This window comes from Prauserella marina (genome assembly GCF_002240355.1).
Lineage (GTDB): Bacteria > Actinomycetota > Actinomycetes > Mycobacteriales > Pseudonocardiaceae > Prauserella_A > Prauserella_A marina.
In genome coordinates this window covers 901,117-923,888 of sequence record NZ_CP016353.1, presented here as the reverse complement: position 1 = coordinate 923,888, position 22,772 = coordinate 901,117, and the positions used below count along the sequence as shown (strand labels likewise).

28 protein-coding genes are annotated in these 22,772 nt (G+C 69.3%); 11 read left to right on the top strand and 17 right to left on the bottom strand.

Going from position 1 to position 22,772, the window contains the following annotated elements:
- Positions 1 to 98 precede the first annotated feature (98 nt).
- From tatB to sigE, 4 genes are all read right to left on the bottom strand, one after another.
- Positions 99 to 551, bottom strand: a complete 453-nt coding sequence (tatB, locus tag BAY61_RS04145) for a Sec-independent protein translocase protein TatB (protein WP_091810415.1) — start codon at positions 549 to 551, stop codon at positions 99 to 101.
- Positions 552 to 596: 45 nt separating this feature from the next.
- On the bottom strand, positions 597 to 2,120 hold the full coding sequence (locus BAY61_RS04140) for a S1C family serine protease (protein ID WP_091810417.1): 1,524 nt from the start codon (positions 2,118 to 2,120) through the stop codon (positions 597 to 599).
- 89 nt (positions 2,121 to 2,209) lie between these two features.
- Positions 2,210 to 2,962: an anti-sigma factor gene (locus BAY61_RS04135; RefSeq protein WP_091810419.1), complete on the bottom strand. Its 753-nt coding sequence runs from the start codon at positions 2,960 to 2,962 to the stop codon at positions 2,210 to 2,212.
- The gene (sigE, locus tag BAY61_RS04130; RefSeq protein WP_091810421.1) at positions 2,959 to 3,591 is read right to left on the bottom strand and encodes an RNA polymerase sigma factor SigE; all 633 of its coding nucleotides are present in this window, start codon (positions 3,589 to 3,591) and stop codon (positions 2,959 to 2,961) included. The genes BAY61_RS04135 and sigE overlap by 4 nt, the downstream gene beginning before the upstream one ends.
- 180 nt (positions 3,592 to 3,771) lie before the next feature.
- Between sigE and BAY61_RS04125 the strand changes: the two genes are divergently transcribed.
- Positions 3,772 to 4,425, top strand: a complete 654-nt coding sequence (locus BAY61_RS04125) for an O-methyltransferase (protein WP_091810423.1) — start codon at positions 3,772 to 3,774, stop codon at positions 4,423 to 4,425.
- 10 nt (positions 4,426 to 4,435) lie between these two features.
- On the opposite strand, the gene BAY61_RS04120 is transcribed toward BAY61_RS04125, so the two are convergent.
- Entirely contained in the window at positions 4,436 to 5,659 is a 1,224-nt protein-coding gene (locus BAY61_RS04120) for an MFS transporter (protein WP_245866151.1), read from the bottom strand.
- A 135-nt stretch (positions 5,660 to 5,794) separates the two neighbouring features.
- Between BAY61_RS04120 and BAY61_RS04115 the strand changes: the two genes are divergently transcribed.
- A complete protein-coding gene (locus BAY61_RS04115; protein ID WP_091810427.1) occupies positions 5,795 to 6,721 on the top strand; it encodes a LysR family transcriptional regulator in 927 nt (308 codons plus the stop codon).
- On the opposite strand, the gene BAY61_RS04110 is transcribed toward BAY61_RS04115, so the two are convergent.
- Both BAY61_RS04110 and BAY61_RS04105 read right to left on the bottom strand, forming a co-directional pair.
- On the bottom strand, positions 6,712 to 8,184 hold the full coding sequence (locus BAY61_RS04110) for a leucyl aminopeptidase family protein (RefSeq protein WP_091810429.1): 1,473 nt from the start codon (positions 8,182 to 8,184) through the stop codon (positions 6,712 to 6,714). The genes BAY61_RS04115 and BAY61_RS04110 overlap by 10 nt on opposite strands.
- Positions 8,185 to 8,263: 79 nt before the next feature.
- Positions 8,264 to 8,431 (bottom strand): DUF3117 domain-containing protein, encoded by a 168-nt coding sequence (locus tag BAY61_RS04105; RefSeq protein WP_009152618.1) that lies wholly within the window; start codon positions 8,429 to 8,431, stop codon positions 8,264 to 8,266.
- 191 nt (positions 8,432 to 8,622) lie between these two features.
- On the opposite strand from BAY61_RS04105, the gene BAY61_RS04100 reads away from it, so the two are divergent.
- The gene (locus BAY61_RS04100; RefSeq protein WP_091810431.1) at positions 8,623 to 9,417 is read left to right on the top strand and encodes an enoyl-CoA hydratase-related protein; all 795 of its coding nucleotides are present in this window, start codon (positions 8,623 to 8,625) and stop codon (positions 9,415 to 9,417) included.
- Between the two features lie 36 nt (positions 9,418 to 9,453).
- On the opposite strand, the gene BAY61_RS04095 is transcribed toward BAY61_RS04100, so the two are convergent.
- The 4 genes from BAY61_RS04095 to BAY61_RS04080 are packed head-to-tail and all read right to left on the bottom strand — an operon-like array spanning position 9,454 to position 11,802.
- On the bottom strand, positions 9,454 to 10,023 hold the full coding sequence (locus BAY61_RS04095; protein WP_091810433.1) for a DNA-3-methyladenine glycosylase I: 570 nt from the start codon (positions 10,021 to 10,023) through the stop codon (positions 9,454 to 9,456).
- Positions 10,020 to 10,472 (bottom strand): SRPBCC family protein, encoded by a 453-nt coding sequence (locus tag BAY61_RS04090; protein WP_091810435.1) that lies wholly within the window; start codon positions 10,470 to 10,472, stop codon positions 10,020 to 10,022. The genes BAY61_RS04095 and BAY61_RS04090 overlap by 4 nt, the downstream gene beginning before the upstream one ends.
- 27 nt (positions 10,473 to 10,499) lie before the next feature.
- Positions 10,500 to 10,853 carry a DivIVA domain-containing protein gene (locus BAY61_RS04085; protein WP_091810437.1) on the bottom strand — a complete coding sequence of 118 codons (354 nt, stop codon included), beginning with the start codon at positions 10,851 to 10,853 and terminating at the stop codon, positions 10,500 to 10,502.
- Positions 10,854 to 10,881: 28 nt separating this feature from the next.
- A complete protein-coding gene (locus BAY61_RS04080) occupies positions 10,882 to 11,802 on the bottom strand; it encodes a glucosyl-3-phosphoglycerate synthase (RefSeq protein ID WP_091810439.1) in 921 nt (306 codons plus the stop codon).
- 45 nt (positions 11,803 to 11,847) lie between these two features.
- On the opposite strand from BAY61_RS04080, the gene BAY61_RS04075 reads away from it, so the two are divergent.
- Positions 11,848 to 12,522, top strand: coding sequence for a lysophospholipid acyltransferase family protein (locus BAY61_RS04075; protein ID WP_091810566.1), 675 nt, complete (start codon positions 11,848 to 11,850; stop codon positions 12,520 to 12,522).
- Positions 12,523 to 12,529: 7 nt separating this feature from the next.
- On the opposite strand, the gene BAY61_RS04070 is transcribed toward BAY61_RS04075, so the two are convergent.
- From BAY61_RS04070 to dapE, 3 genes are read right to left on the bottom strand one after another with little or no spacing between them, the layout of a single operon-like run.
- A complete protein-coding gene (locus BAY61_RS04070; RefSeq protein WP_420848881.1) occupies positions 12,530 to 13,135 on the bottom strand; it encodes an LOG family protein in 606 nt (201 codons plus the stop codon).
- Positions 13,117 to 13,902: an LOG family protein gene (locus BAY61_RS04065; RefSeq protein ID WP_420848878.1), complete on the bottom strand. Its 786-nt coding sequence runs from the start codon at positions 13,900 to 13,902 to the stop codon at positions 13,117 to 13,119. The genes BAY61_RS04070 and BAY61_RS04065 overlap by 19 nt, the downstream gene beginning before the upstream one ends.
- 16 nt (positions 13,903 to 13,918) lie before the next feature.
- Positions 13,919 to 14,995: a succinyl-diaminopimelate desuccinylase gene (dapE, locus tag BAY61_RS04060; protein ID WP_091810443.1), complete on the bottom strand. Its 1,077-nt coding sequence runs from the start codon at positions 14,993 to 14,995 to the stop codon at positions 13,919 to 13,921.
- A 36-nt stretch (positions 14,996 to 15,031) separates the two neighbouring features.
- Here dapE and BAY61_RS04055 point away from each other — a divergent pair, with 36 nt between their 5' ends.
- Entirely contained in the window at positions 15,032 to 15,499 is a 468-nt protein-coding gene (locus BAY61_RS04055) for a hypothetical protein (RefSeq protein ID WP_245865777.1), read from the top strand.
- 21 nt (positions 15,500 to 15,520) lie between these two features.
- Positions 15,521 to 16,507, top strand: coding sequence for a 2,3,4,5-tetrahydropyridine-2,6-dicarboxylate N-succinyltransferase (gene dapD, locus BAY61_RS04050; RefSeq protein ID WP_091810445.1), 987 nt, complete (start codon positions 15,521 to 15,523; stop codon positions 16,505 to 16,507).
- A gap of 404 nt (positions 16,508 to 16,911) precedes the next feature.
- Here dapD and dapC read toward each other — a convergent pair whose 3' ends face one another.
- The 3 genes from dapC to BAY61_RS04035 all read right to left on the bottom strand — a co-directional run bounded on the left by dapC (position 16,912) and on the right by BAY61_RS04035 (position 18,651).
- The gene (dapC, locus tag BAY61_RS04045) at positions 16,912 to 18,006 is read right to left on the bottom strand and encodes a succinyldiaminopimelate transaminase (protein ID WP_091810447.1); all 1,095 of its coding nucleotides are present in this window, start codon (positions 18,004 to 18,006) and stop codon (positions 16,912 to 16,914) included.
- The gene (fdxA, locus tag BAY61_RS04040) at positions 18,003 to 18,323 is read right to left on the bottom strand and encodes a ferredoxin (protein ID WP_091810449.1); all 321 of its coding nucleotides are present in this window, start codon (positions 18,321 to 18,323) and stop codon (positions 18,003 to 18,005) included. The genes dapC and fdxA overlap by 4 nt, the downstream gene beginning before the upstream one ends.
- Before the next feature lie 118 nt (positions 18,324 to 18,441).
- Entirely contained in the window at positions 18,442 to 18,651 is a 210-nt protein-coding gene (locus tag BAY61_RS04035; protein WP_091810451.1) for a hypothetical protein, read from the bottom strand.
- 41 nt (positions 18,652 to 18,692) lie between these two features.
- On the opposite strand from BAY61_RS04035, the gene BAY61_RS04030 reads away from it, so the two are divergent.
- The 5 genes from BAY61_RS04030 to BAY61_RS04010 are packed head-to-tail and all read left to right on the top strand — an operon-like array spanning position 18,693 to position 22,731.
- Positions 18,693 to 19,460, top strand: a complete 768-nt coding sequence (locus BAY61_RS04030) for a GNAT family N-acetyltransferase (protein WP_091810452.1) — start codon at positions 18,693 to 18,695, stop codon at positions 19,458 to 19,460.
- Entirely contained in the window at positions 19,457 to 20,470 is a 1,014-nt protein-coding gene (cofD, locus tag BAY61_RS04025) for a 2-phospho-L-lactate transferase (protein WP_091810454.1), read from the top strand. Before BAY61_RS04030 ends, cofD begins: the two co-directional genes overlap by 4 nt.
- Positions 20,406 to 21,818 (top strand): coenzyme F420-0:L-glutamate ligase, encoded by a 1,413-nt coding sequence (locus BAY61_RS04020; protein ID WP_091810455.1) that lies wholly within the window; start codon positions 20,406 to 20,408, stop codon positions 21,816 to 21,818. Before cofD ends, BAY61_RS04020 begins: the two co-directional genes overlap by 65 nt.
- The gene (locus BAY61_RS04015; protein ID WP_091810457.1) at positions 21,818 to 22,366 is read left to right on the top strand and encodes an NUDIX hydrolase; all 549 of its coding nucleotides are present in this window, start codon (positions 21,818 to 21,820) and stop codon (positions 22,364 to 22,366) included. The genes BAY61_RS04020 and BAY61_RS04015 overlap by 1 nt, the downstream gene beginning before the upstream one ends.
- Positions 22,363 to 22,731: a GntR family transcriptional regulator gene (locus BAY61_RS04010; RefSeq protein WP_091810459.1), complete on the top strand. Its 369-nt coding sequence runs from the start codon at positions 22,363 to 22,365 to the stop codon at positions 22,729 to 22,731. The genes BAY61_RS04015 and BAY61_RS04010 overlap by 4 nt, the downstream gene beginning before the upstream one ends.
- The last annotated feature ends 41 nt before the right edge of the window (positions 22,732 to 22,772 follow it).

The window sequence follows — 22,772 nt, the reverse complement described above, 5'->3', positions numbered from 1 at the left end:
CGCGCGCGTGAGCGCGGATCTCGCCGACGTCAACGCGGGACTCGCGCACGAAGGCGGGACTCGCGCACGCCCGGCGCGGTTCGGCGTGGCGCCAGACCTCAGGTGGCGTCCGGGTCGACCGGGGGCTTCTCGCCGGGCTTCAACGGCTCCGGCTGCGGCGTTCCCGCGGGGTAACCATTCGGTTTCGTGGAGCCATTGGCATGGCCACCGGTCCCGCCGACACCACCCGCACCGTTGCCGTTCGTAGCGGTGCCGTTGATGTTGTCCAGCCCGAGCGGATCCTGGTCGCCGTCGAACAGGTGCTGGATCGCGGCCCGCTTCGGATCGAAGCTACGAAACTGCCGCAGATCTTCGAGGGGTTTCCGGAACTGCTCGTACTCGGGACCCATCTCGTCCTTGAGTTGCTGCCTGGCGCCGGTGGCGAAATCGCGCACTTTGCGCAGCGACTTTCCCATCCACGCGGCGGCTTCCGGCAACCTTTCCGGGCCGAGGATGAACAGGGCGGCGACAAGGAGGATGAGAATTTCACCCCAGCCAATGTTTTCGAACACCTGCCATACCTCCGCCTCGAACCTGCTGCGAGACAGCGTACCCCGTTAGTCTGAACCCAAGGTGACGTCGACGGTGAGCGGACGACCGCCTCGGACCAGACGAACAGGCACGACCTCGCCGATGTCGTGTTGCCGGACGGCCACGGTCAGTTCGGCGGCGTTGCGCACCTGACGGTCACCGACCTTGGTGATCACGTCCCCTTCGGCGATCCCGGCCTTGGCGGCGGGTCCGTCGTCGTTGACATTCTGGATCTGCGCGCCTTCCGACGTGTTGGCCGCGACCGAGGACGCGTTGACACCAAGGTCGGCGTGCTGCACTTTTCCTTCGCTGATAAGGGATTCGCTGATCTTGACGGCTTGGTCGACCGGGATCGCGAACCCGAGTCCAATGCTGCCACCTTCGCCGTCGCTGCCCACGGTGCGGATCAGCGAGTTGATCCCCACGAGCGCTCCCCGCGAATCGACGAGCGCACCACCCGAGTTGCCGGGGTTGATGGCCGCGTCGGTCTGGATCGCGTCGTAGGTGACGGCGGGGTCACCGTTTTCGCCCGGCGCCGTGACCGGCCGGTTCAGCGCGCTGACGATGCCCTCGGTAACGGTGTTCTCCAGCCCGAACGGCGAGCCGACGGCGATGACCGTGTCGCCCGCCGCGAGGTCCGACGACTTGCCGACCTCGATCACGACCGGGTTGGACACGTTGACCTTGATGACGGCGAGGTCGGTTTTCGGGTCGGTGCCGACGACCTCGCCGTCGGCCCTCGTTCCGTCGATGAACACGGCGGTGATCTCGGCGTTGTCGTCGCGCGCGGCCTGGGAGACGACGTGGTTGTTGGTGACCACGTAGCCCTCCTTGTCGATCACGACTCCCGACCCGAGACCGCCCGACTGACCCGCTTTGACCTCGATGGACACGACGGCGGGGGCGACCCGCTTGGCGATGTCGGCGATGGAACCGGCCGGCCTTTCCTTGCCTGCCTGAGCTTCCGCGACGTTGAGTTCACCGGTGAGCGAATCACCGGCGCTCGCCACGGCCCAGCCGATGAAACCACCGACCGCACCGATGAGCAGGGCGACGGCGGCGAGCAGGGCGAGCGCGATGGGTTTGACCCTGCGGCCGAAAAGCAGTTCGGGCAGGCTGAGCAGCGCCCCGCGAGGCCGGGATTCGCTGTCGGTCGCCTTCTCCTCGGTGACGACCGCCGGTCCCCCGAGTACCGCGCCGGCGGAGGGATCGCGCCACGGGTCGGCACCGCTGGTCCACATTGGTGAGTCTTGCTCAGCGGAACCCGCGACACCACTCGCTTCGAGCGGGCGCTGCAACACGATGTTCTCGGCACCTCGCGGGCGGCCGAACGCCTCGGCGAGTGATTCGGGCTCCGGCGGTTTCGGTCCGGACCCGTTCTGCCCCGGGTTGGGGGTGTAGAGCTTGTCGAACGGGCCGTCGACGCCGCGCGGCCTTCCGAAGGTCGCCGCGTAGGCGGGGTCGACGGAGGGGCGGTCGAGGGGACGGGGACCGAGCCGGTGCTCGTCGTCGCCGGGCTCCTCCTGGTGCGCGTTCGGTGGCTGATTCATCATTCCCCGGGATGACGGCGTCGACATTGTTCAGGCTGCGACGATACGCGCCGAGTCTTCGACTGGATTCTGCCGCCGTGCCGGTGAAGTCAGCGTGGGCCTCCGACCGGGGCTTCCGCCGCCTCGGCCGGGGTGGTGGTGACTGCGGGCCGCTGCTCGGGCACCGCGGGCGTCGTACTGACCGCCGTGGTGGAAGGCGTGGAAGGCACCGACGACGTCGACGGCACCGAACGTTCGGTGCCCATCTGGGCCTTGAGCACGTCGGCAGGCGGGGTCGAGCGATACCCACCGCCCACTTCGGCGTTGCCCGCGCCACCGACGGCACCGCCACTGGACGTGGCCACGAGAGCGAGCGCGCTGAGCACGAGGCCCGACACGACGACTCCCGCGCCCTGCGCGGCCCGCCTGCGGGCACCTCCGCCAAGCCTGGCGCCGTTGCCCAGTACGTTCGGCGAATTGCCGAGCGGGGCCGAGCTGCCGAGGGGACTGGCGCTGTCCATGTCGGCCCTCAGACCGGCGACCCGTTCGGGCCGCTGGATGGCGACGAGCTGACCGTCCTGGGTGATCGCCAGGTTGTCCGGGGTTGTCGAGACGTCGGTGTGCTCGGGAATCGAGCGGAGGCTCGCGAGGAAGCCGGCCGACATGGAAGGACACTGCGCGCGCTGCACGGCGGCGCGAGCCTGGCGCTGCGCGGTGACGTCCGCAGCGCAACCGGGGCACCTCGCGACGTGCACGGCGGCCCTCTCGTGGGCGCCGAGCGACAACTCGTTGTCGACGAACGCGACCACCGCGTCCGGCAACAAGTGCGATTCGGGGAGCCCCCAGCCCCGGTTATCGGTCATACCGTGGCCTCCAGCTTGAGCGACCGGCGACGCTCCAGTGAAGCCTTGAGTGCCTGCCTGCCACGGTGAATCCTGCTGCGCACGGTTCCGAGTTTGACGCCGAGCGTGGCGCCGATCTCCTCGTACGAAAGACCTTCCACGTCGCACAGCACGACGGCGGCACGGAACTCGGGCGGCAGATCGTCGAGCGCGTCCTGGAGGTCGGGGTCGAGGTGGGTGTCCGAGTAGACCTGTTCCGGGCTGGGGTCGTCACCGACGATGCGGTCGGTGTCCTCCGGCAGCCCTTCCATGCGCACGCGGGCCCTCCTGCGGGCCATGTCGAGGAAGAGGTTGGTGGTGATGCGGTGCAGCCAGCCTTCGAAGGTGCCCGGCTTGTAGGAGGCAAGCGACCGGAAGACCCTGATGAACGTTTCCTGGGTGAGGTCTTCGGCGTCGTGCGTGTTGCCCGTGAGCCGGTAGGCGAGCCGGTAGACGCGGTCGGCGTGCTCGCGCACGACCTCGTCCCATGACGGTGGCGTCCAGGCCACTTCACCATCGCCTGCGCTCACCACTGTGGGCTTGGCCACCTCGGTGTCGGTCGGCATCGGCGCGGTCTGCAAGCTGTTGTGAGCCAGCGAAGGCACCTCCATCGGCCTTTCCCCCTTACTTACCCACCCCAACGCACTGGTTGCCAGGGGTGTTCCCGTTCTTGGGACTCAGTGTGGCGTGCTTCCTTACGGTTTTAGTGAGACCGGGCTGAGAGCTACCTGAGAAGAGCTGTTCAGCGTGGTTGTCCCTGGCCGCCCGGCCTGGTCGGCTAACCTCTGCGCGTGAACTCCGAGACACACATCACGGGTCCGGTGGATCTCGGTGAATTCATCGAGGGCTTCCTCCCCGACGACGAGCCTCTTCTCCTCGCGCGCAGGCGGGCCGAGGAGCTCGGGTGCGCGGCGGTGTCGGGCGCGGCCGGTGCCGCGCTGAGCCTGCTCGCGGCGACGTTGCAGGCCAGAGCGGTCGTCGAGATCGGGACCGGTGCCGGGGTGAGCGCGCTGTGTCTGTTGCGCGGGATGGCAGCCGACGGCGTGCTGACGTCGATCGACCTCGAACCGGAGTTCCACAGGGGTGCCCGCAGGACGTTGCTGGCGGCGGGGTTCGCGCCGAGCAGGATGCGGTTGATCATGGGCAGGGCGCTGGACGTGCTGCCGAGACTCACGTCGGGCGGCTACGACATGGTGTTCGCCGACGCGGCCAAGCTGGAGTACCCCAGCTACTTCGACCAGGGCGTTCAGCTTCTGAGGCCGGGCGGGGTCATCGTGTTCCACGACGTTCTCGCTGGTGGCAGGGTCGGAGATCCGGCGCTCAGGGACCCCGAGGTGCTCGCTTTGCGTGAGGTGGCGAGGGCGATGCGGGACGACGAGCTGCTGACGCCCGCGATCCTGCCGATCGGCAGCGGGCTGCTCGCGGCGGCGGTCAGGCGGGCGTAGGTCGCGCTGGTCAGCTACCGGCGTTCGCGGTGACCATCGCGGGGCTGCTCGTTCTCGTGGCGAGCGTGCTCGCGACGGCTGCGGCGGCGAGCCAGCCACCGACGGTCGCGATGAGTACCGGCCAGCCGAGGCTGCCGTAGACGACGCTGCCGAGCGTGCCGCCGATGCTGCTGCCGAGGTAGTAGGCGAGCGTGTAGAGCCCTGATGCCTGGCCGCGAGCGTGCTCGGGGGCTTCGACGGCGGTCCAGCCGTTGGCGATGGAGTGGACGGCGAAGAAGCCCGCGGTCAGCACGAGGAAACCGGCAATGACGAAGGGCAGCGAGTCGGGAAGGGTCATGGCGGCCCCCGCTGCCGTGACGGCGAGGGCGGCCAGCTGGGAACGGCGCCTGCCGAAGCGGGCGACGAGCCTCGCCGAGGTGACCGAGGAGACCGCGCCCATGGCGTAGGCGAGGAACACGAGCGAGGCGATCGCGGGGCTGAGGTCGAGCGGTTCGCCGGTCAGCCGGAAGCCGGCCGCGTTGTAGAGGCCGACGAAGGCACCCATGCCGAGCAGGCCGACGGCGTACTGGGCAAGCAGGACCGGCTTCCGCACCGCCTCACCCAGACCACCGAGCACACTTCGTAACCGGCCTCCGCGCCGTCGTTCGTGAGCGAGGGAGCTTTGCTGCCGTTTGGCGATAGCAAAGCTCCCTCGCTTACGGATGTGGGCGGGTGGATGGGGCAGGGTGACTACGGTCAGTAGTGCGCAGGCGAGGGAGACGGCGGCTACCGCGGCCAGTGCTCCGTGCCAGCCGAGCCAGTCGGTGGTGAACCCGCTGACCAGGCGCCCCGACATTCCGCCGACGGTGTTGCCCGCGATCATGGCACCGACCGCGGCGGCGACCCCCGCCTTGCCGAGTTGCTCGACGAGGTAGGCGGCGGCGACCCCTGGGAATCCCGCGATGGCGACGCCCTGCAACACGCGCAGCACGAGCAGCACCTCGAACGACGGCGCGAACGGCAGCAGCAACCCCAGCAGCGCCGACGCGAGTACGGAGGCCACGATGATCGGCCGCCTTCCGACGACTTCCGAGAGCACCGCGATGGGAAGTACGGCCAGCGCCAGCGCGCCCGTGGCGACGCTGATGGCCAGCGACGCCTTGCCGGGGCCGAGCGCGAACTGGTCCGCGAGTTGCGGCAGCACCGGCTGCGGCGCGTAGAGCAGCGCGAACGAACAGATTCCCGCCGCCGTCATGGCCACGGTGGTACGGCGGACCGTGCTCCTGCCCTCGGCACCGACCTCATCGCTACCCGGTTCCTCCGCCACGCCCATGACGCTAAGCCGCGCTAACCAATACGTCTAATACGCTCACGAGACATAATCGATGCCATGGTGAATGAATCGGACGACGACCGGCTCGTGGCCGAGCTCGTCCCCCACGCCGCCCTGCTGACGGTGCTCAACCTCACCGGCAACGTCACCAGCGCCGCGCGAGAGCTCGGGATCCCCCAGCCGACGGCAAGCAGACGACTCGCCGCGCTCGGCGAACGACTCGGCGCCCCCGTCATCGAACCCGCGGGCAGGGGCGTCCGGCTGACCAGAGCGGGCACGCTACTCGCCGAGGCAGCCGAACGCGCGGTCACGGCGTTGCGGCAGGGCGTTCGCCAGGCAAGGGAGGAGATCGAGCCGGAAAGAGGACACGTCGCGATCGGCTTCCTGCACCTGCTCGGCCGCTCGCTGGTCCCCTCGCTGTTGCGCGACTTCCTCGCCGAGCGCCCGCACGCCAGGTTCAGCCTCGTTCAGGGCTCGCGGCAAACCATCGTCGACCAGCTCACCGACGGCGAGCTCGACCTCGCGCTCGTCGCGCCACCGCCCGACGACCCCGGGCTGGACGCCGCGATCCTTTCGGAGCAGGAACTGTTCGTCTCCGCGCCGTCAGGGCACTGGATCGCGGGCCGAGCCGAGGTCACGATGACCGAATTGGCCAACGAGGTGTTCGTCATGCTCGAACACGGCTACGGACTCCGGCAGATCACCGACGAGGCATGCGCGAAAGCCGGTTTCCAGCCGGTCGTCGCGTTCGAGGGGCAGGAATCCGACACGGTGCGCGGCCTCGTCGCGGCGGGGCTCGGCGTGGCGATACTGCCCTCGTTCCAACCTCACCCTCCCGCCGGTGTGGTGGAGGTGCCGCTACACCCGCGCATGACTCGCTCCGTCGGCCTCGTCTGGCCATCGGGAGGGCGGCTGACCCCCGCCGTCACCGCGTTCCGCGACTTCGTGCTCGCGGCCACTCCGGCTCGGGCTCCTCAGCCGTAGGAGGCGGCCAGTTCCACGAGCGTGCGAGCCGCGAACCCGGTACCGCCAGGCACCACGTCGTCGTAGTTCTTCTCCGACCTCGCCGGACCGGCGATGTCGAGGTGCGCCCACGGAAGGCCACCGTTGAACTCACGCAGGAACAACGCGGCCGTGATGCCACCCGGCCCTGGCGGCGCCTGCCGCACGTCGGCGATGTCACTGCGCACCTCGTCGGCGAGGTCGTCGAGCAGCGGCATCCGCCACCACTGTTCGCCAGCCCTTTCACCAGCGGCACTCACTCGCTCCGCGAGGTCGTCGTCCGTCGCGAACAGCCCTCCGGTGCGCAGCCCCAGCGCGACCTTCATCGCACCGGTCAGCGTCGCGACGTCGACGACCGCGTCGGGCGAGTACCTGCGCACGCCGTAGGCGAGCGCGTCGGCGAGCACCATCCTGCCCTCGGCGTCGGTGTTGGCGACCTCGGCGGTACGGCCGCCGTGATGCCGCACGATGTCGCCTGGCCGGTACGAGGAGCCGGACACGTGATTCTCGGCGGCGGGAACGATCGCGGTGAGACGGATCTTGAGCTTGAGCGAGGCGATCGCCCTGGCCGCGGCGATGACAGCGCCACCACCGGCCATGTCGGTACGCATCAGGTGCATGCCCGCTGCCGGTTTGATGGAGATGCCACCGGTGTCGAACGTGACGCCCTTGCCGACGAGCAGCAGATGCTTGGTGGCGCCACGAGGACGGTAGGTGAGCTCGATCAGCCTCGGTGGCCGCGCCGATCCTCCGCCGACCGCGAGCACCCCGCCGAAGTTCTGCGCGGCGAGCCACTGTTCGTCGCGGATCGTGGCGTTGAGACCGGGTACGTCTCCGGCGAGCCGCTCGGCGACTCCGGCGAGCCAGGCCGGGGTCTTGACGTTGGACGGCGTGTTGGCGAGGTCTCTCGCCAGCGCGGAGGCAGCGGCGAGTTCGCGTGCTCTCGCCACCGCGTCGGCCGTTCCCGCTTCCACGTCGCCTTCGGCGAGCAGGCGCAGCGTCTTGATCGTGCGCTTCGGTTCTTCGTTGCTGACGACGTACCGGTAACCGCCGAGCAGCGCGCCGGTCGCGAATGCCGCGAACGCGGCCGCGTCGGCTCGCGCGGGAAGGAGCACCTGCACGGTCTTCGGCGGCTTGCCGCCGGTCGTGGCCTCCGCCTCCGCGACGTTGTTCGCCGCACGGGCGAACGCCGCACCGGCAGCCCGGTAGTCACGTTCCGAACCGTCACCGACCCCGACGAACCAGCGGGGGCCCGCGCCGTCCGGTCCAGACTGGACTTCACCGGCTTTGCCGGTCGCCCGCGCCTCGGCTGCCCGATCGGCATAGGGCGAGGAATCGACGTCGGAGGTGAGCACGACCGCGAGCGGGTCGCCGCGGCGGAGCGAGTCACCCACCTCCACCGCGATCAGCGAGCTGGGAACGGGCGGCAGCGGCGAGCGCGCCATCGAGGACCTCCAGGCACGGTGAAGAAGGCCAGCCGGGGAGTGCCGTCAGCGCTGGCCGGGTCGGTGGGGAACGCGGTGATTAGCTGGTGGCCTCCTGAAGGGCCGCACCGAGGTCCTTGGCCTCCTCAGCCGAAAGCTCGACGACGAGTCGCCCACCGCCCTCCAGCGGTACGCGCATCACGAGGCCCCGCCCCTCCTTAGTTACTTCGAGGGGACCATCTCCGGTCCGGGGCTTCATGGCCGCCATAGCGTGCTCCCTCCGTATGAACCAGCGCGCCCGGCTCGCGCTCGCCGAAGCAACCGGGTCATGACCATTGTCCCCCATCAGCAGCGCGAGGCGAACGCGGACCGATCTTAGCCCCAGCGCATAGGTGCTGGTATGCGGCTCGCGAGACTGTCAGACTCGCGTAGCGAGATCAACGACGGAGGGTTTTTCACGTGACGAACGACGACGTGTTACGGCAGTCCGACGCCGATGGCGTCCGCACCCTGATCCTCAATCGCCCCAACGCATACAACTCGTTGACCGTCGAACTCAAGGAGCGGCTGCTCGCCGCGCTGAGGGACGCGGGCGACAACCCGGATGTGAAGGCGATCGTGCTCACCGGGGCTGGGAAGGCGTTCTGCGCAGGGCAGGATCTGAAAGAGCACGTGGGCCTCCTTCAGGCTGGTGACGAGGCACCGCTGCGCACCGTCGCCGAGCACTACAACCCGATCGTGCTCGCGATCGCCGAACTACCCAAACCGGTCATCGCCGCGGTCAACGGTCCGGCGGCCGGCGCGGGTGCCGCGCTGGCCTATGCCTCCGATCTGCGCATCGCGGCGACGTCGGCCAACTTCCTGATGGCCTTCGCCAACGTCGGGCTGGGACCGGACACCGGCGCGTCGTGGACCTTGCAGCGGCTCATCGGCTACGGGCGGGCGGCGGAACTGATGCTGCTGGCCAGGCCGGTCGAGGCCGAGGAGGCGCTGCGGATCGGTCTGGTCGGCGAGGTCGTCGCGGACGAGGACCTCGCTGGGCGGGCGCAGGCGGTGGCCGCGAAGCTGGCCGCTGGGCCGACCGTCGCCTACGCGAAGATCAAGAGCACCCTGCGCGCCGCCGCCGAAGGCACGTTGGCCGAGGCGCTCGCGGTCGAGGACGAAGCGCAGGGCGCGCTGGGAGCGACCGCCGATCACGCCGAGGCCGTCGAAGCCTTCGTCGCCAAACGCAAGCCCCGCTTCACCGGCAGCTGATCAGCGGCGTAGTCGCCAAGCCGACCCCAACCGTCCCTACGTTGCGCGGAAGCAGCCACCGACGTGGTCGTCGACCATGCCGGTGGCCTGCATCATCGCGTAGCAGGTGGTGGGACCGACGAAGCTGAAGCCGCGTTTCTTCAGGTCCTTGGCCATGGCCGTGGATTCCGGAGTCGTCGCTGGCACGTCGGCCATCGTGCGCGGCCTGCGGCCACGCCGCTCCGGCGCGAACGACCAGAGCAGGTCGTCGAGCGGGCGGTCGAGTTCGGTCACGACCCTGGCGTTGCCGATGGTGGCCGCGATCTTCGCCCTGTTGCGCACGATGCCGGTGTCGGCGAGCAGGCGCAGCACGTCACGGTCGGTGAATCCGGCGACCTCACCCGGCACGAAACCGGCGAACGCCGCGCGGAATCCTTCTCGCTTGCGCAGGATCACCAGCCAGGACAGTCCCGATTGGAACGCCTCCAGCGACAGTCGCTCGAACAGCGCGGTCTCGCCGCGCAGCGGTACGCCCCATTCCGTGTCGTGATATTCGGCGTAGTCGGGGGCCGAGTTGCCCCACGAGCACCGCGCGATGCCGTCGGCACCGAGAAGCTTCTCGCTCATCCACCCACCATGTATGCCTCAGCGAACGTCGCGAAGTTGGTCAACGATCTGCGCAATCCCAGCGAGAACACGGGTTTCACGAGCGGCCAGCCGAGCCTGCCCACCGGCCCGAACGGCGGTTCGAGCTGTTCCGACCAGATGAAAACCGACCGCTGCGGCCCCCTGTCCTGCACGTGAAAGGATCCGGTGCCGCGCACGATCAGGCCGTGGTGACGCACGACGCAGCGTACCGGTGGTTCCCACGCGATGATCTCCATCGTGTCGGTCACGCCGATACCCGCGATTCCGGTGAACGCCTCGATCCGCGATCCGACGCTGCGCCCGTTGCCGGACACCACGCCGACGGTGGTGCCGAGCATCCATTCCCGCTGCCGGTTCCAGTCGGTCAGTGCCAGCCACGTCGTGCCTGCCGAGGCGTTGACCTCCACCGACACGACGACGTCAGCCACGCCGCTGCCCCGTACTGGCAAGACCGGTCACGACCCGTTCACCTCGCCACGCGTACCGGCCCTGTGTTTCGCCTCGTGCTCGGCCTGACGGTTCACCTGCTCCCTCAGGTCGGCCACGGTGGCCCTCAGCGTGTCGATCTCGGCACCGAGCCTGCTCATCACCCAGTCCACCTCGGACATCTTGTAGCCACGGAGGACGAGCTGGTACTTGACGCCGGACACGTCCTCGCCGGTGATCTCCTCGGCAGGCAGCCGCGTCGGCGAGCTGCCTGGCGCCAGCGGAGCGAGCTGCTCGCCTCTGCCGAACACGACGGCGGCGAGCAGGAAAACCACGGCCGCCACGAGCAGCATCACGACGAGATAGATCAACGCTGTGGTCACGCCCACGATCGTGACACACCGGCTTCGCTCACGTCCGTGTCGCCAGCACCTCACGCATGGGTGGCCGGTCGGTGACCTGCTGTTCGCTGACGTCCGGCAGCCACTCTCCCGCGACCTGAACGAACTGGGCCAGCTCGGCCGTTTCCTCCTGCTCGATCCCACAGCGCGACAGCGCGGTGCCGAGTATCTGCCTCGCCATGACTCCCAGCTGTAGCAACGAACGGTTGCGATGCTTGCGGACGCCGAGGTTGACCTGCGCCAGCGCGGACATCCCGTACCGCGACTCGGCGTCGAGGAGCAATCCGATCTCGACACCGTAGCCCGTGGCGAACGGCACCGACTCCAGCAGCGACCTCGTCGCCGCGTACTCACCACCCAGTGGTTGCACGAGTGAGCCGAGCGCGGGCCGCAACGCCGACAGCAACGGCCTCGCGAGCAGTTCGGTCACCCTGCCGCCTCCGGTGCCCTGTTCGGCGGTCTCCAGCCGCAGCGGACGCCGGTAGAAGCCCTTGACCAGGTGCACGTCCTCGGCGCACAGCAGCGGGCCGAGCAGCGCGGGAACGAACTGGGGGTCGGGGTCGACGAGATCGGAGTCGAGGAAGACCACGATGTCGCCCTCGGTCGCGGCGAGCGAGCGCCACAGCACCTCACCCTTGCCCGGCAACGGCGGCAGTTCCGGCAGCACCTCCTCCCTGTGCACGACCTTGGCTCCCGCGGCGGCGGCGATGGCGGGAGTGTCGTCGGAGGAACCGGAGTCGACGACGACGAGCTCGTCGACGAGCGAGCCGAGCAGCGGGAGGACGGAACCGACGACACCGGCGACGGTGTCGGCCTCGTCGAGTGCGGGCAGCACCACGGACACCCGGCGTCCGGCCTTGCCGAGCAGCAGTTCCTCGGTGGTCCACTGTGGATCTTGCCAAGTACGTCGTGCGAACCACTGCTCGTCCATGTCCACGATCGTGCCATCCTGGTGAGGACCGTCTATGGAGGATCCGTGTTACGCCTGCTCATCCGTCGAGTGCTCGCGCCGCTGGCCAGACTGCTGTACCGGCCACGAGTGATCGGCGCGGAAAACGTGCCCGAGGAGGGGGCGGTCCTGCTGGCGGCCAATCACCGCTCCGCGGTGGACACGGCCGTGCTTTCGCTGGTCACCCCGCGCTACGTCCGGCTGCTCGGCAAGGCCGAGTACTTCACCGGCAAGGGCCTGCGTGGCCGGTTCCTCGCCGCGTTCGTGTCCGCGCTCGGCTACGTGCCGGTGGAACGCGGCAACGCCGCGGCGGGACTCGCGGCGCTCGGCGCGGCCCGCACGGTGCTCGACGACGACGGCGCCTTCGGCATTTACCCCGAGGGCACGAGGTCGCTCGACGGCAAGCTGCACAGGGGGCACACCGGGGTCGCCGCGCTGGCGCTGACGACCGGGGCGAAGGTGGTGCCCGTCGCGCTTGAGGGAACGGAACGGCTGCTGCCGCACGGCAAACTCGTGCCACGGCTGGTCAAAATCACCGTGCGCTTCGGCGAACCACTCGACTTCTCACGCTACGACGGGCTCAAGGACTCCCCCGCCATCCGGCGCGCGGTGACCGACGAGGTCATGTACGCGATCATGGAGCTGTCGAGGCAGGAGTACGTCGACGCCTACCACAAACGGCCGGAGCAGGACGCGGCCTGACCGGTACTCAGCCGGCCCACTTGTCGACGGGAACGGCCTGGTGGGCCGCGAAGGAGTCAAGCAGAACGGCCGCGTCGGAGTCGATGCTGATCAGCTCACGGCTCGGCTGGTTGAGGAAACCCTCGTCCACCATGTGCTCGATGAACGCGGCGAGCTTCGTGTAGTAGCCGCCGACGTCGACGAGACCGAGCGGCTTGGCGTGCAGGCCGAGCTGCGCCCACGTCCACACCTCGAACAGTTCCTCCAGCGTGCCCGCGCCGCCCGGCAGCGCGAGGAAACCGTCGGAGAGTTCGGCCATGGTGGCCTTGCGTTCGTGCATGTCCTTGACGACGTGCAGTTCGGTGAGCCCGTGGTGCGCGATCTCCGCCCGCATCAGGTGCTTCGGGATCACGCCGATGACCTCACCGCCCGCGGCGAGCGCCGCGTCGGCGACGACACCCATGAGCCCGACCTGGCCACCGCCGAACACCAGCCCGATGCCCCGCTCGGCGAGCAGAGTGCCCAGCGCGGCGGCGTCCTCGGAGTAGCGCGGCCGGTTACCCGACGACGAACCGCAGAACACGCAGATTCTGCGTGGCGGGTTCTCTCGCGTGCTCAATGTGTGTCCTCCCAGGCTTTGTAGGCTTCGAGCACGATGCCGATCGCGTCGTCGATGTCGTCGGTGACGTGCAACAGCGCGGCATCGCGTTCCCCGATCTTGCCTTCCGAGAGCACGGTGTCGCGAACCCATTTGTGGAGGCCGCCCCAGTAGTCGCTGCCGAAGAGCACGACGGGGAACTTGGTGACCTTCTTGGTCTGCACCAATGTCAGCGCCTCGAACAGCTCGTCGAGCGTGCCGAAACCTCCTGGCAGGCAGATGAAAGCCTGCGCGTACTTGATGAACATCGTCTTGCGGGCGAAGAAATAGCGGAAGTTGACGCCGAGGTCGACCCACGGGTTGAGACCCTGTTCGAACGGCAACTCGATACCGAGCCCGATCGAGAGCCCTCCCGCCTCCGAGGCACCACGGTTGACCGCCTCCATCGCGCCGGGGCCGCCGCCGGTGATCGCGGCGAACCCCGCGTTGGCCAGCGCGGTGCCGATGTCCCTGCCGAGCTGGTACTCGGGATGATCACGCGGAGTGCGTGCCGAACCGAACACGGTGACGGCACGCGGCACCTCGGCCAGCGCGCCGAAGCCTTCGACGAACTCGGCCTGGATGCGCAACACCCGCCACGGGTCGGTGTGCACCCAGTCGCTCGGACCTCGCGAATCGAGCAGTCGCTGGTCGGTCGTCGAGTCCTCGTCCTGCTGGCCGCGACGCACCACGACCGGACCGCGATGGCGTTCCTGTGGGCGCGGCACTTCGCCTTGGCCGTTGTCGGTCACCTGGTCAGTCACGGGCTCCAGCGTAGAGTCACGCGGTCAGGAACGAGCCCAGCACCTCGGCCACCCGCCTGATCTCCTCGGCGGCGACCCATTCCCCCTGGGTATGGGCCAGCGTCGGATCGCCTGGCCCGAAGTTCACGGCGGGCATCCCCGCGGCGGCGAACCTCGCCACGTCGGTCCAGCCGAGTTTCGCCTTCGCCGTACCGCCCGCTGCCGCGACCAGCTCCGCCGTCGCCGGCGCGGTCAGTCCGGGAAGCGCGCCGGGCGAGCTGTCCACCACGGTCAGCTCGAAGCCTTCGAAGACCTCGCGCAGATGCCGTTCAGCCTGCTCGGGACTCCGGTCGGGGGCGAACCGGTGGTTGACGGCGAGCACGGCGGCGTCGGGCACCACGTTGCCAGCTACCCCCCCGCCGACGCGCACCGCCTGCAAACCTTCGCGATAGACGAGGCCGTCGATGTCGACGACCCTCGGCTCGTAACCGGTCAGCCGACGCAGCGGCTCGGCGAGCGCGTGAATGGCGTTGTCGCCCATCCAGGCCCTCGCGGTGTGCGCCCTCGCGCCCGCCGTGGCGAGTTCCACCCGCATCGTGCCCTGGCAGCCCGCCTCGATGACCGCGTTGGACGGCTCGCCGACGATCGCGAGATCGCCGCGCAGCCACTCGGGCAGCTCACGCTCGATTCTGCCGAGGCCGTTGCGGACCGCCTCGACCTCCTCGCAGTCGTAGAAGACGAACGTCACGTCGTGCCGTGGTTCGCGCAGGGTCGCGGCGAGATGCAGGAACACCGCGTCGCCACCCTTCATGTCGACGGTACCCAGGCCGTGCAGCGTCTCGTCCGCGCCGGACCCGGTCCGTTTCACGGGCAGGTTGTCATTGAGTGGAACGGTGTCGAGATGACCGGCCAGCACGACCCTCGACGGCCTGCCGAGCGACGTCCTTGCCAGCACGGCCTCGCCGTTGCGGACGACCTCAAGGTGCGGCGCCCACGCGCGGAGGGCGGACTCGACGGCGTCGGCGAGCCCTGCTTCCTCCCCGGAGACGCTGGGAATGTCCACCAGTTGCGCGGTGAGGTCGACGGGATCGGCTTGCAAGTCGAGCGAGGGCATACTCGCACCGTATCGCCCGGTGCGTACCGTAAGAGCGTGCGTACCCGAGCTTCCCGCGCGACCCGCGGCGCGTTCTCGACCGTGTTCGGCGCGCTGGCCGCGCTGATCCTGCTTTCCGGCTGCTCGACTGAGGCCGGCCCCACCGCGAAGGGACCATCCGGCGATCCAGGCCCCGGCGCGCTCATGGTCAAACTGGACGCACTGACGGTCGATGTGTGCTTCCGCACTCCGGAGGAGATCCCCTCACCCGACTGCCAGAAGTACGTCACTCAGCTGGCCAGCGTGCCGGGCACGGCGAAGAAATTCGCCGGTACCGAACACCCCGGGCTCGCCGAGGCGGCGACCGAACTCGGCAAGGGCGTTCAGTCCTACCGCGAAGGCGGCTGTGACAGCGGCGGGGACGAGAAGGCGTGCTCCGGCGCGCTCGGCGACATCTCGTCGGCGCTCGACAAGGTCAAGTCGGGCGTGGCCGAGCTGGCAGAGGCGTCGGCACCGGCGAGCTGACCACCGGTTACCGTTGTCGGCGTGAGCGAGCAGACCCCGAATCCCGAAACCACAGGCGCTACCGGTGTCGGACTGGCCACTGTGTCCAGTGACGGCACCGTGCTGGACACCTGGTTCCCCAACCCGAAGCTGACTCAGGCAGGCGAGGGCTCCTCGACGGCGCGGCTTTCCCGCTCCGAGGTCGTCGACGCGCTCGGCGAGACCGCGGCGAGCCTGCTCGGCACCGACGACGACAGGGGTGTCGAGGTCGTCGCCGTGCGTACCTCGATCGACGCGCTCGCCTCGGCACCGGCCGACGCGCACGACATTTACCTCAGGCTGCACCTGCTCTCGCACCGGCTCGTGCGCCCGCACGGACAGAACCTCGACGGCATGTTCGGCTTTCTGTCCAATGTGGTCTGGACGAACCACGGCCCTTGCCCGGTGGAGGGATTCGAGTCGACGAGGCTGCGGCTGCGCGCCAGGGGCGGCGTCACCGTCTACAGCGTCGACAAGTTCCCGCGCATGGTCGACTACGTGCTGCCGAGCGGGGTGCGCATCGGTGACGCCGACCGGGTCAGGCTCGGCGCCCACCTTTCCAGCGGGACGACCGTGATGCACGAGGGCTTCGTGAACTTCAACGCGGGCACCCTCGGCGCCTCGATGGTCGAGGGCCGTATCTCGGCCGGTGTCGTCGTCGGCGACGGCTCCGACATCGGCGGCGGGGCTTCGATCATGGGCACGCTGTCCGGTGGCGGCAAGGAGGTCATCTCCGTCGGTGAGCGCTGCCTGATCGGCGCCAACGGTGGGGCGGGGATCTCGCTCGGCGACGACACGGTCGTCGAGGCGGGGCTGTACATCACAGCGGGCACGAAGGTCGTCGTCGACGGCAAGTCGGTGAAGGCGCGTGAGCTGTCCGGCATCGCGAACGCGCTGTTCCGGCGCAACTCGGCGACCGGGACGGTGGAGGTCGTGCCGAGGTCGGGTACCGGCGTCGAGCTCAACGCCGCCCTGCACGCCAACGACTGACCCGGGAGACTCGCGCGCGGCGGGGCGAGTGCCGCGCCGCGCGAGTCCCCCGTCCAGAGCGCCGAGATCCGCACTCGGGTCGCCGAGTTCCGCACTCGGGTCGCCGAGATCCGCGTCCAGGGCATCGAGTTCCGCGTCGGCGCGAGATGCGCGTTCGCACTCACCTGATCCGCGGTCGTGCTCGCGGTCGTGTTGGATCGTTCGTTTTCGCGGCGGTCGGTGGCGCGGTCCACGCGAATGGACCGATCAGTAAGCCGAACGCGGAACTCGATGGCACGAACGCGGAACTCGGCGACCCGAGTGCGGATCTCGGCGCCACGAACGCGGAACTCGGCGCCACGAACGCGGATCTCGGCGACCGGGACGGGGGACTCGCGACCGGGACGGGGAACTCGCGGACGGCCTCAGGCAGCGGTCAGGCGGTCCACCGCCGCGGCGACGCGCTCATCCGTCGCCGTCAAGGCGACCCGCACGTGCTTGCCACCACGCGGTCCGTAGAAGGTGCCCGGCGCGACGAGGATGCCCCGCTCGGCGAACCAGCCCACCGTGTCGTCGGCGGGCTCGTCCCTGCTCGCCCACAGGTAGAGGCCCGCTTCCGAGTCGTCGATCCGGAAGCCGCTGTCGGTCAACGCCGTCCGCAACACCGTCCTGCGCGCCGCGTAACGCTCGCGCTGGGCCAGCAACGCCTTGTCGTCACCGAAGGCCGCCTTCATCGCCTCCTGCACCGGCCTCGGCACGATCATGCCCGCGTGTTTGCGCACCGCCAGCAGCCGGGACACCAGCGCGGGGTCTCCCGCGACGAGACCGGCGCGGTAGCTGGCCATGTTCGCCGACTTCGACAGCGAATGGACCGCGAGCAGACCCTCCAACGAACCACCGTTGACGGAGGGGTGCAGCACGGAAACCGGTTCCGAGGTCCACGCGAGGTCCAGGTAGCACTCGTCGGAGACCACGATCGTGCCCCGCTCGCGAGCCCACTCCACGACCTTGCGCAGGTGCTCGACGCCGAGCACCTTGCCGGTGGGGTTCGAAGGCGAGTTGAGCCAGATCATCGCGGCCCGCCCCGGCCCGAGGGCGGTCAGCCCGTCCGAGCGCAGCACATCGGCACCGGCCAGCAGCGCGCCGACCTCGTAGGTGGGGTAGGCCAGTTCGGGGATGACCACCAGTTCGCCGGAACCCGCCCCGAGCAGCGTCGGCAACCACGCGACGAGTTCTTTCGAACCGATCGTGGGCAGTACCGCCTCGGGGTCGAGCCCTTCGATACCGTGCCGCCGCCGCAACGCCTCCACGGCCGCGGCGCGCAGCGCTGGGGTGCCGTGCGTCGTCGGGTAGCCGGGGATCTCCGACACCGAGGACAGCGCCTCCCTGACGCTGTCCGGCACGGGGTCGACCGGGGTGCCGACGGAAAGGTCGACGATCCCCCCGCCGTGCTCAGCGGCGCGGGCGGTGTGGCCCGCGAGGGAATCCCATGGAAAGTCGGGAAGCCTGAGGGGACTCATTCGCCCTGAGGGGGAAGGTCCTTGATCCACTGCGGGTCGTGGGCCGTCTTGCCGACCTTGGAGGCGCCGCCAGGCGAACCGAGTTCGTCGAAGAAGTCGACGTTGGCCTTGGTGTAGGCGCTCCACTCGTCGGGCACGTCGTCCTCGTAGTAGATGGCCTCCACCGGACAGACCGGTTCGCAGGCTCCGCAGTCCACACACTCGTCGGGGTGGATGTAAAGCATCCGGTCGCCCTCGTAAATGCAGTCGACGGGGCACTCGTCGATGCATGCTTTGTCGAGCACGTCGACGCAGGGCTCGGCGATCACATAGGTCACTGCGTTCTCCTGCTGTTTCTCTGGTCTGGCCCGCTGACGGACATTACGCGAACCTCGCAACGCATCTTATGCTGAGGCCCCCCTTACCGGGCGAGCAGACGGCGGGTGGGAAACCAGCTCAGCGGCGCTTCTTGGACTGCGCCCTGCGGTCGCCGGTGACGACGAAAGCGGGCTGCTCCGACGGCTCCGGCGCGGGCTCACCTGTTCCGGAGCCCTCATCGGTCTCCTGCTTGGCGGCGGCGCTCGCGTTGACCGCCCTCGTGAAGGTGTCGGCGATCTGGCCGACCAGGTCCTCGTTGTGCCGGTCGTCCTTGCGCAAAATGCTCATCGGCGGATCTCCTCTCCAGCACCTTTGATACCAATCTAAGCGTGAACGACGCGGAGGAGATCGAGCAAGCGTGCGCGGCGGCCTGGCCTGCCCCGGTGCGGCGGCGGCGCGGCGAATGGCTGCTTCGCGCCGCCGGCGGGTTCACGGCCAGGGCCAACAGTGCGCTCGTGACCGGCGATCCAGGGGTTGGCTTCGAGCACGCGCTGAACGAGGTCTGTGAGTTCGCCCACGCGAATGACATCGACCCCGTCGTCCAGGCGATCGAGCAGCCTGACACCGAGCGTGAACTAACCCGGAACGGCTGGCGGCCCTACACCGAGTACGCGAGGGGCGACGAGGTCGCCGTACTCGTCGGCGACATCGGCGCACCCGAGCGGGGCGAGGTCTCCGTACTCACCACGCCGACGTCGGCGTGGTGGGAACTCGCGGTCGGCACCACCGAACCGTCCTCGGCGCAACGGCACGTGGTGACCACCGGCACCACGGTCGGTTTCGGCATCGCCGAGGTGGGCGGCACCGTCGCCGGCGCGGTGCGCGGCGCCGTCACCAGCACCCCGGGCACAGAGCGCGAGCTGGTGCTCGTTTCGAACCTCGCGGTCGGCGACGACCACCGGCGCAAGGGACTCGGCACCGCGTTGCTGGAGGGCATCACCTGGTGGGCCGCACACCGTGGCGCGACTCACCGCGTCCTGCAGGTCTCGGTGACCAACACCGCCGCGCTGGCCCTGTACGCGCGGCGAGGGTTCACCGAACACCATCGCTACCGGTATTGGGTTCCCGGGGAGAAGTGGAAGGATCGGGAACCGTGAAGGTTGTCGTAGTCGTCGGCGGAGTCGGTGGTGCCCGGTTCCTGCTCGGTGTGAAAGCAGCGCTCGGGCTTCCCGCTGTCGGGGAAGCCGATTCCGGCGGTCAGGGCCACGAGGTCACCGCGCTCGTCAACACGGGCGACGACGTGTGGCTGCACGGCCTGCGGATCTGCCCCGACCTGGACACGTGCATGTACACGCTCGGCGGGGGCATCGACACGGCCCGGGGCTGGGGGCACGCGGGCGAGACGTGGACGGTCAAGGCCGAACTGGCGGCCTACGGTGCCGAGCCGAGCTGGTTCGGGCTCGGTGACAAGGACATCGCGACCCACCTGATCCGCTCGCGGATGCTGCGTGCCGGTTACCCGCTGTCCTCGGTCACCGAGGCATTGTGCGATCGCTGGCGGCCAGGGGTACGACTGCTGCCGATGACCGACGACAGGGTGGAGACCCACGTCGTCGTCGATGATCCCGATGATCCAGACGAGCAGGGCAAGCGCAAGGCACTGCACTTCCAGGAGTGGTGGGTGCGATACCGGGCCGAACTTCCCGCGCATTCGATCGTCCCGGTCGGCGCGGAGGAGGCATCGCCAGGCCCGGGGGTCGCCGAGGCGATCGCCGAGGCCGACGCCGTGTTGTTCGCACCGTCGAATCCGGTCGTCTCGATCGGCACCGTGCTGTCCGTTCCGGGGGTGCGGGAAGCGCTGCGCACGACGAAGGCCGGCGTCGTCGGCATCTCCCCCATCATCGGCGGAAAGCCGTTGCGGGGCATGGCGGACGCTTGCCTGACCGCGATCGGCGTCGAGACTTCCGCCGAGGCCGTCGGCAGGCACTACGGGTCGAGGCAGACCTCGCAGGACGGTCTGCTGGACGGCTGGCTTGTGCAGGAGGGTGAGTCGGTGGACGTACCGGGGGTCGCCGTGCGCGCCGTGCCGTTGCTGATGTCCGATGTGGAGGCGACGGCGAAGATGGCGCTCGCCGCGCTCGACCTTTGTGGAGTGGACGTTGACTGAACACGCCGAACCAGCCGATCACGCGGCGGCGAAGCTGGAGATCCTGCCGGTGCCGGGGCTACCGGAGTTCCGGCCTGGCGACGATCTGACCGGCGCCATCGTGAAGGCCGCGCCGTGGTTGCGCTCGGGTGACGTCGTGGTCGTCACCAGCAAGGTGGTCTCCAAGGCGGAGGGAAGGCTCCTCACGGTGCCCTCCGATCCGGAGGCCAGGGACGCGGCGCGAAGGGCGGCGGTGGAGCAGGAGGCCGTCACGGTCGTCGCCCGCATCGCGCGTTCGATGATCACCCAGAACCGGCTCGGCATCGTGCAGGCCGCCTCCGGCGTCGACGCCTCCAATGTGGCAGCCGACCAGATCGCGCTGTTGCCGAGCGATCCCGACGCTTCGGCGCTCGCGCTGCGCAACGGATTGCGGGAACGGCTCGGCGTCGAGGTCGCCGTTGTCATCACCGACACGATGGGCCGGGCGTGGCGGGTCGGCCAGACCGACGCGGCCATCGGGGCGTCGGGGCTTTCCGTGCTGCACTCCTATCAGGGCCAGGTCGACCGGCAGGGCAACGAGCTGGCGGTCACCGAGGTCGCGGTGGCAGACGAGATCGCGGCGGCTGCCGACCTCGTGAAGGGCAAACTCGGCGCGACCCCGGTCGCGATCGTGCGCGGCCTTGAGATCGGGGACGAGCGGTCCACCGCTCGCGACCTGATCCGGCCCGTCGAGGAGGACCTTTTCCGGCTCGGCACCAACGAGTCCATCGCGCAGGGCCGCAGAGAAGCGGTGCTGGTACGCCGTTCGGTCAGGGAGTTCGCCGAGGAACCGGTGGCGGAGGAAGCGCTGAGGGCCGCCGTCGGTGCCGCGCTCACCGCACCCGCGCCACATCACACCCGGCCCATCCGCTTCGCCTGGCTGCGCAACCGGCCGCAGCGAATCAAACTGCTCGAAGCCATGCGGGACGCGTGGCGGGCCGACCTCGTCGCGGACGGGTTCACCGAGGAGCAGATCGGCAAACGTTTGCGAAGGGGCGAGATCCTGTTCACCGCCCCCGAGGTCGTGGTGCCGTTCCTGCTGGCCGACGGTGCGCACACCTATCCGGACGAGCGCCGCAACGCCCATGAGCGCACGATGTTCACGGTCGCCGGAGGCGCCGCGGTACAGGCATTGCTCGTCGCGCTCGCCGCGGAGAAACTTGGCTCGTGCTGGATCGGATCGACGATCTTCGCGGCGGACACGGTGCGCCAGACTCTCGGTCTCGAACCGGACTGGCAGCCACTTGGCGCCGTCGCCATCGGCCATCCGAAGGCCGAATTGGCCCCGAGGCCGCCGCGCGACCCGGACGAAGGGCTGGTCGAATTCTGATGCCACACACCGACGCGCTGCACACGAGCGCGCGGGAAACGCTCACGAAGTGGCAGCCTGCCACGCGGGCGCAGGACGCGCTGCGACACGGCTTCCTCGGGTTTCTCGCCGCGAGGGAGGACGCCTGCGCGAGGGCGTGCGAGGCAGGGCACCTCACCGCGTCGACCGTCGTGCTCGACGCCTCGGCCGAGAACGTGCTGCTGACCCTGCATCCGAGGGTCGGCCGCTGGTTGCAGCTCGGCGGTCACTGTGAGCAGGAGGATCTCTCGCTCGCCGACGCCGCGCTGCGCGAGGCTCGCGAGGAATCCGGGATCGACGGCCTTTTCCTCGACCCCGACCCGCTGCACCTCGACGTGCACCCGGTCACCTGTTCGCTCGGCGTGCCGACCCGGCATTTCGACGTCAGGTTCCTCGCTCGCGCGCCGGAGGGCGCGAAAGCCGTCGCCAGCGAGGAGTCCGACGATCTGCGCTGGTGGCCGGTCGACGCCATGCCACCCGAGACGGAAGACCTGACCGAACTCGTCGCCGCCGCCGTCGAACGCGCATGATCGTCACCGTCGACGCCACCTCGAAGGTGCCGCCCTACGAACAGGTCAGGGCGGGTTTCGCCGAGCGGATCAACGACGGCGGGCTCGCGGCGGGGACCAAGCTGCCCACCGTGCGGGCGCTCGCGGCCGACCTCGGGATCGCCCCCAACACGATCGCCCGCGCCTACCGCGAACTGGAAGAGGCGGGGCTGATCGAGACGAGGGGAAGAGCGGGCAGCTTCGTGTCCTCGGCAGGCGAGGAGAACCGCGCGAAGGCGGTCGAGGCGGCGAAGCGGTACGCGGAAACCGTGCGAGGGCTGGGAATTCCGGCGGCAGAAGCGGTCGCGATCGTGGCGGCGGCCGTCGAGGCGAGCGACAACCCCTGAAAGGGGACTGGTCCGGACCCCGGAGCGAGAGGTCCGGACCA

Excerpts from the sequence above, each read along its gene's own strand:
- sigE (WP_091810421.1), bottom strand. The coding sequence starts at position 3,591 with ATGGAGGTGCCTTCGCTGGCTCACAACAGCTTGCAGACCGCGCCGATG.
- BAY61_RS04080 (WP_091810439.1), bottom strand. The coding sequence starts at position 11,802 with ATGGACGAGCAGTGGTTCGCACGACGTACTTGGCAAGATCCACAGTGG.
- BAY61_RS04035 (WP_091810451.1), bottom strand. The coding sequence starts at position 18,651 with ATGAGCATTTTGCGCAAGGACGACCGGCACAACGAGGACCTGGTCGGC.
- BAY61_RS04135 (WP_091810419.1), bottom strand. The coding sequence starts at position 2,962 with ATGACCGATAACCGGGGCTGGGGGCTCCCCGAATCGCACTTGTTGCCG.
- BAY61_RS04140 (WP_091810417.1), bottom strand. The coding sequence starts at position 2,120 with ATGAATCAGCCACCGAACGCGCACCAGGAGGAGCCCGGCGACGACGAG.
- BAY61_RS04115 (WP_091810427.1), top strand. The coding sequence starts at position 5,795 with ATGGTGAATGAATCGGACGACGACCGGCTCGTGGCCGAGCTCGTCCCC.
- BAY61_RS04120 (WP_245866151.1), bottom strand. The coding sequence starts at position 5,659 with ATGACGGCGGCGGGAATCTGTTCGTTCGCGCTGCTCTACGCGCCGCAG.
- dapE (WP_091810443.1), bottom strand. The coding sequence starts at position 14,995 with ATGCCCTCGCTCGACTTGCAAGCCGATCCCGTCGACCTCACCGCGCAA.
- BAY61_RS04095 (WP_091810433.1), bottom strand. The coding sequence starts at position 10,023 with ATGAGCGAGAAGCTTCTCGGTGCCGACGGCATCGCGCGGTGCTCGTGG.
- dapC (WP_091810447.1), bottom strand. The coding sequence starts at position 18,006 with ATGAGTCCCCTCAGGCTTCCCGACTTTCCATGGGATTCCCTCGCGGGC.
- BAY61_RS04015 (WP_091810457.1), top strand. The coding sequence starts at position 21,818 with ATGCCACACACCGACGCGCTGCACACGAGCGCGCGGGAAACGCTCACG.
- BAY61_RS04110 (WP_091810429.1), bottom strand. The coding sequence starts at position 8,184 with ATGGCGCGCTCGCCGCTGCCGCCCGTTCCCAGCTCGCTGATCGCGGTG.
- BAY61_RS04010 (WP_091810459.1), top strand. The coding sequence starts at position 22,363 with ATGATCGTCACCGTCGACGCCACCTCGAAGGTGCCGCCCTACGAACAG.
- BAY61_RS04020 (WP_091810455.1), top strand. The coding sequence starts at position 20,406 with ATGTGGAGGCGACGGCGAAGATGGCGCTCGCCGCGCTCGACCTTTGTG.
- BAY61_RS04105 (WP_009152618.1), bottom strand. The coding sequence starts at position 8,431 with ATGGCGGCCATGAAGCCCCGGACCGGAGATGGTCCCCTCGAAGTAACT.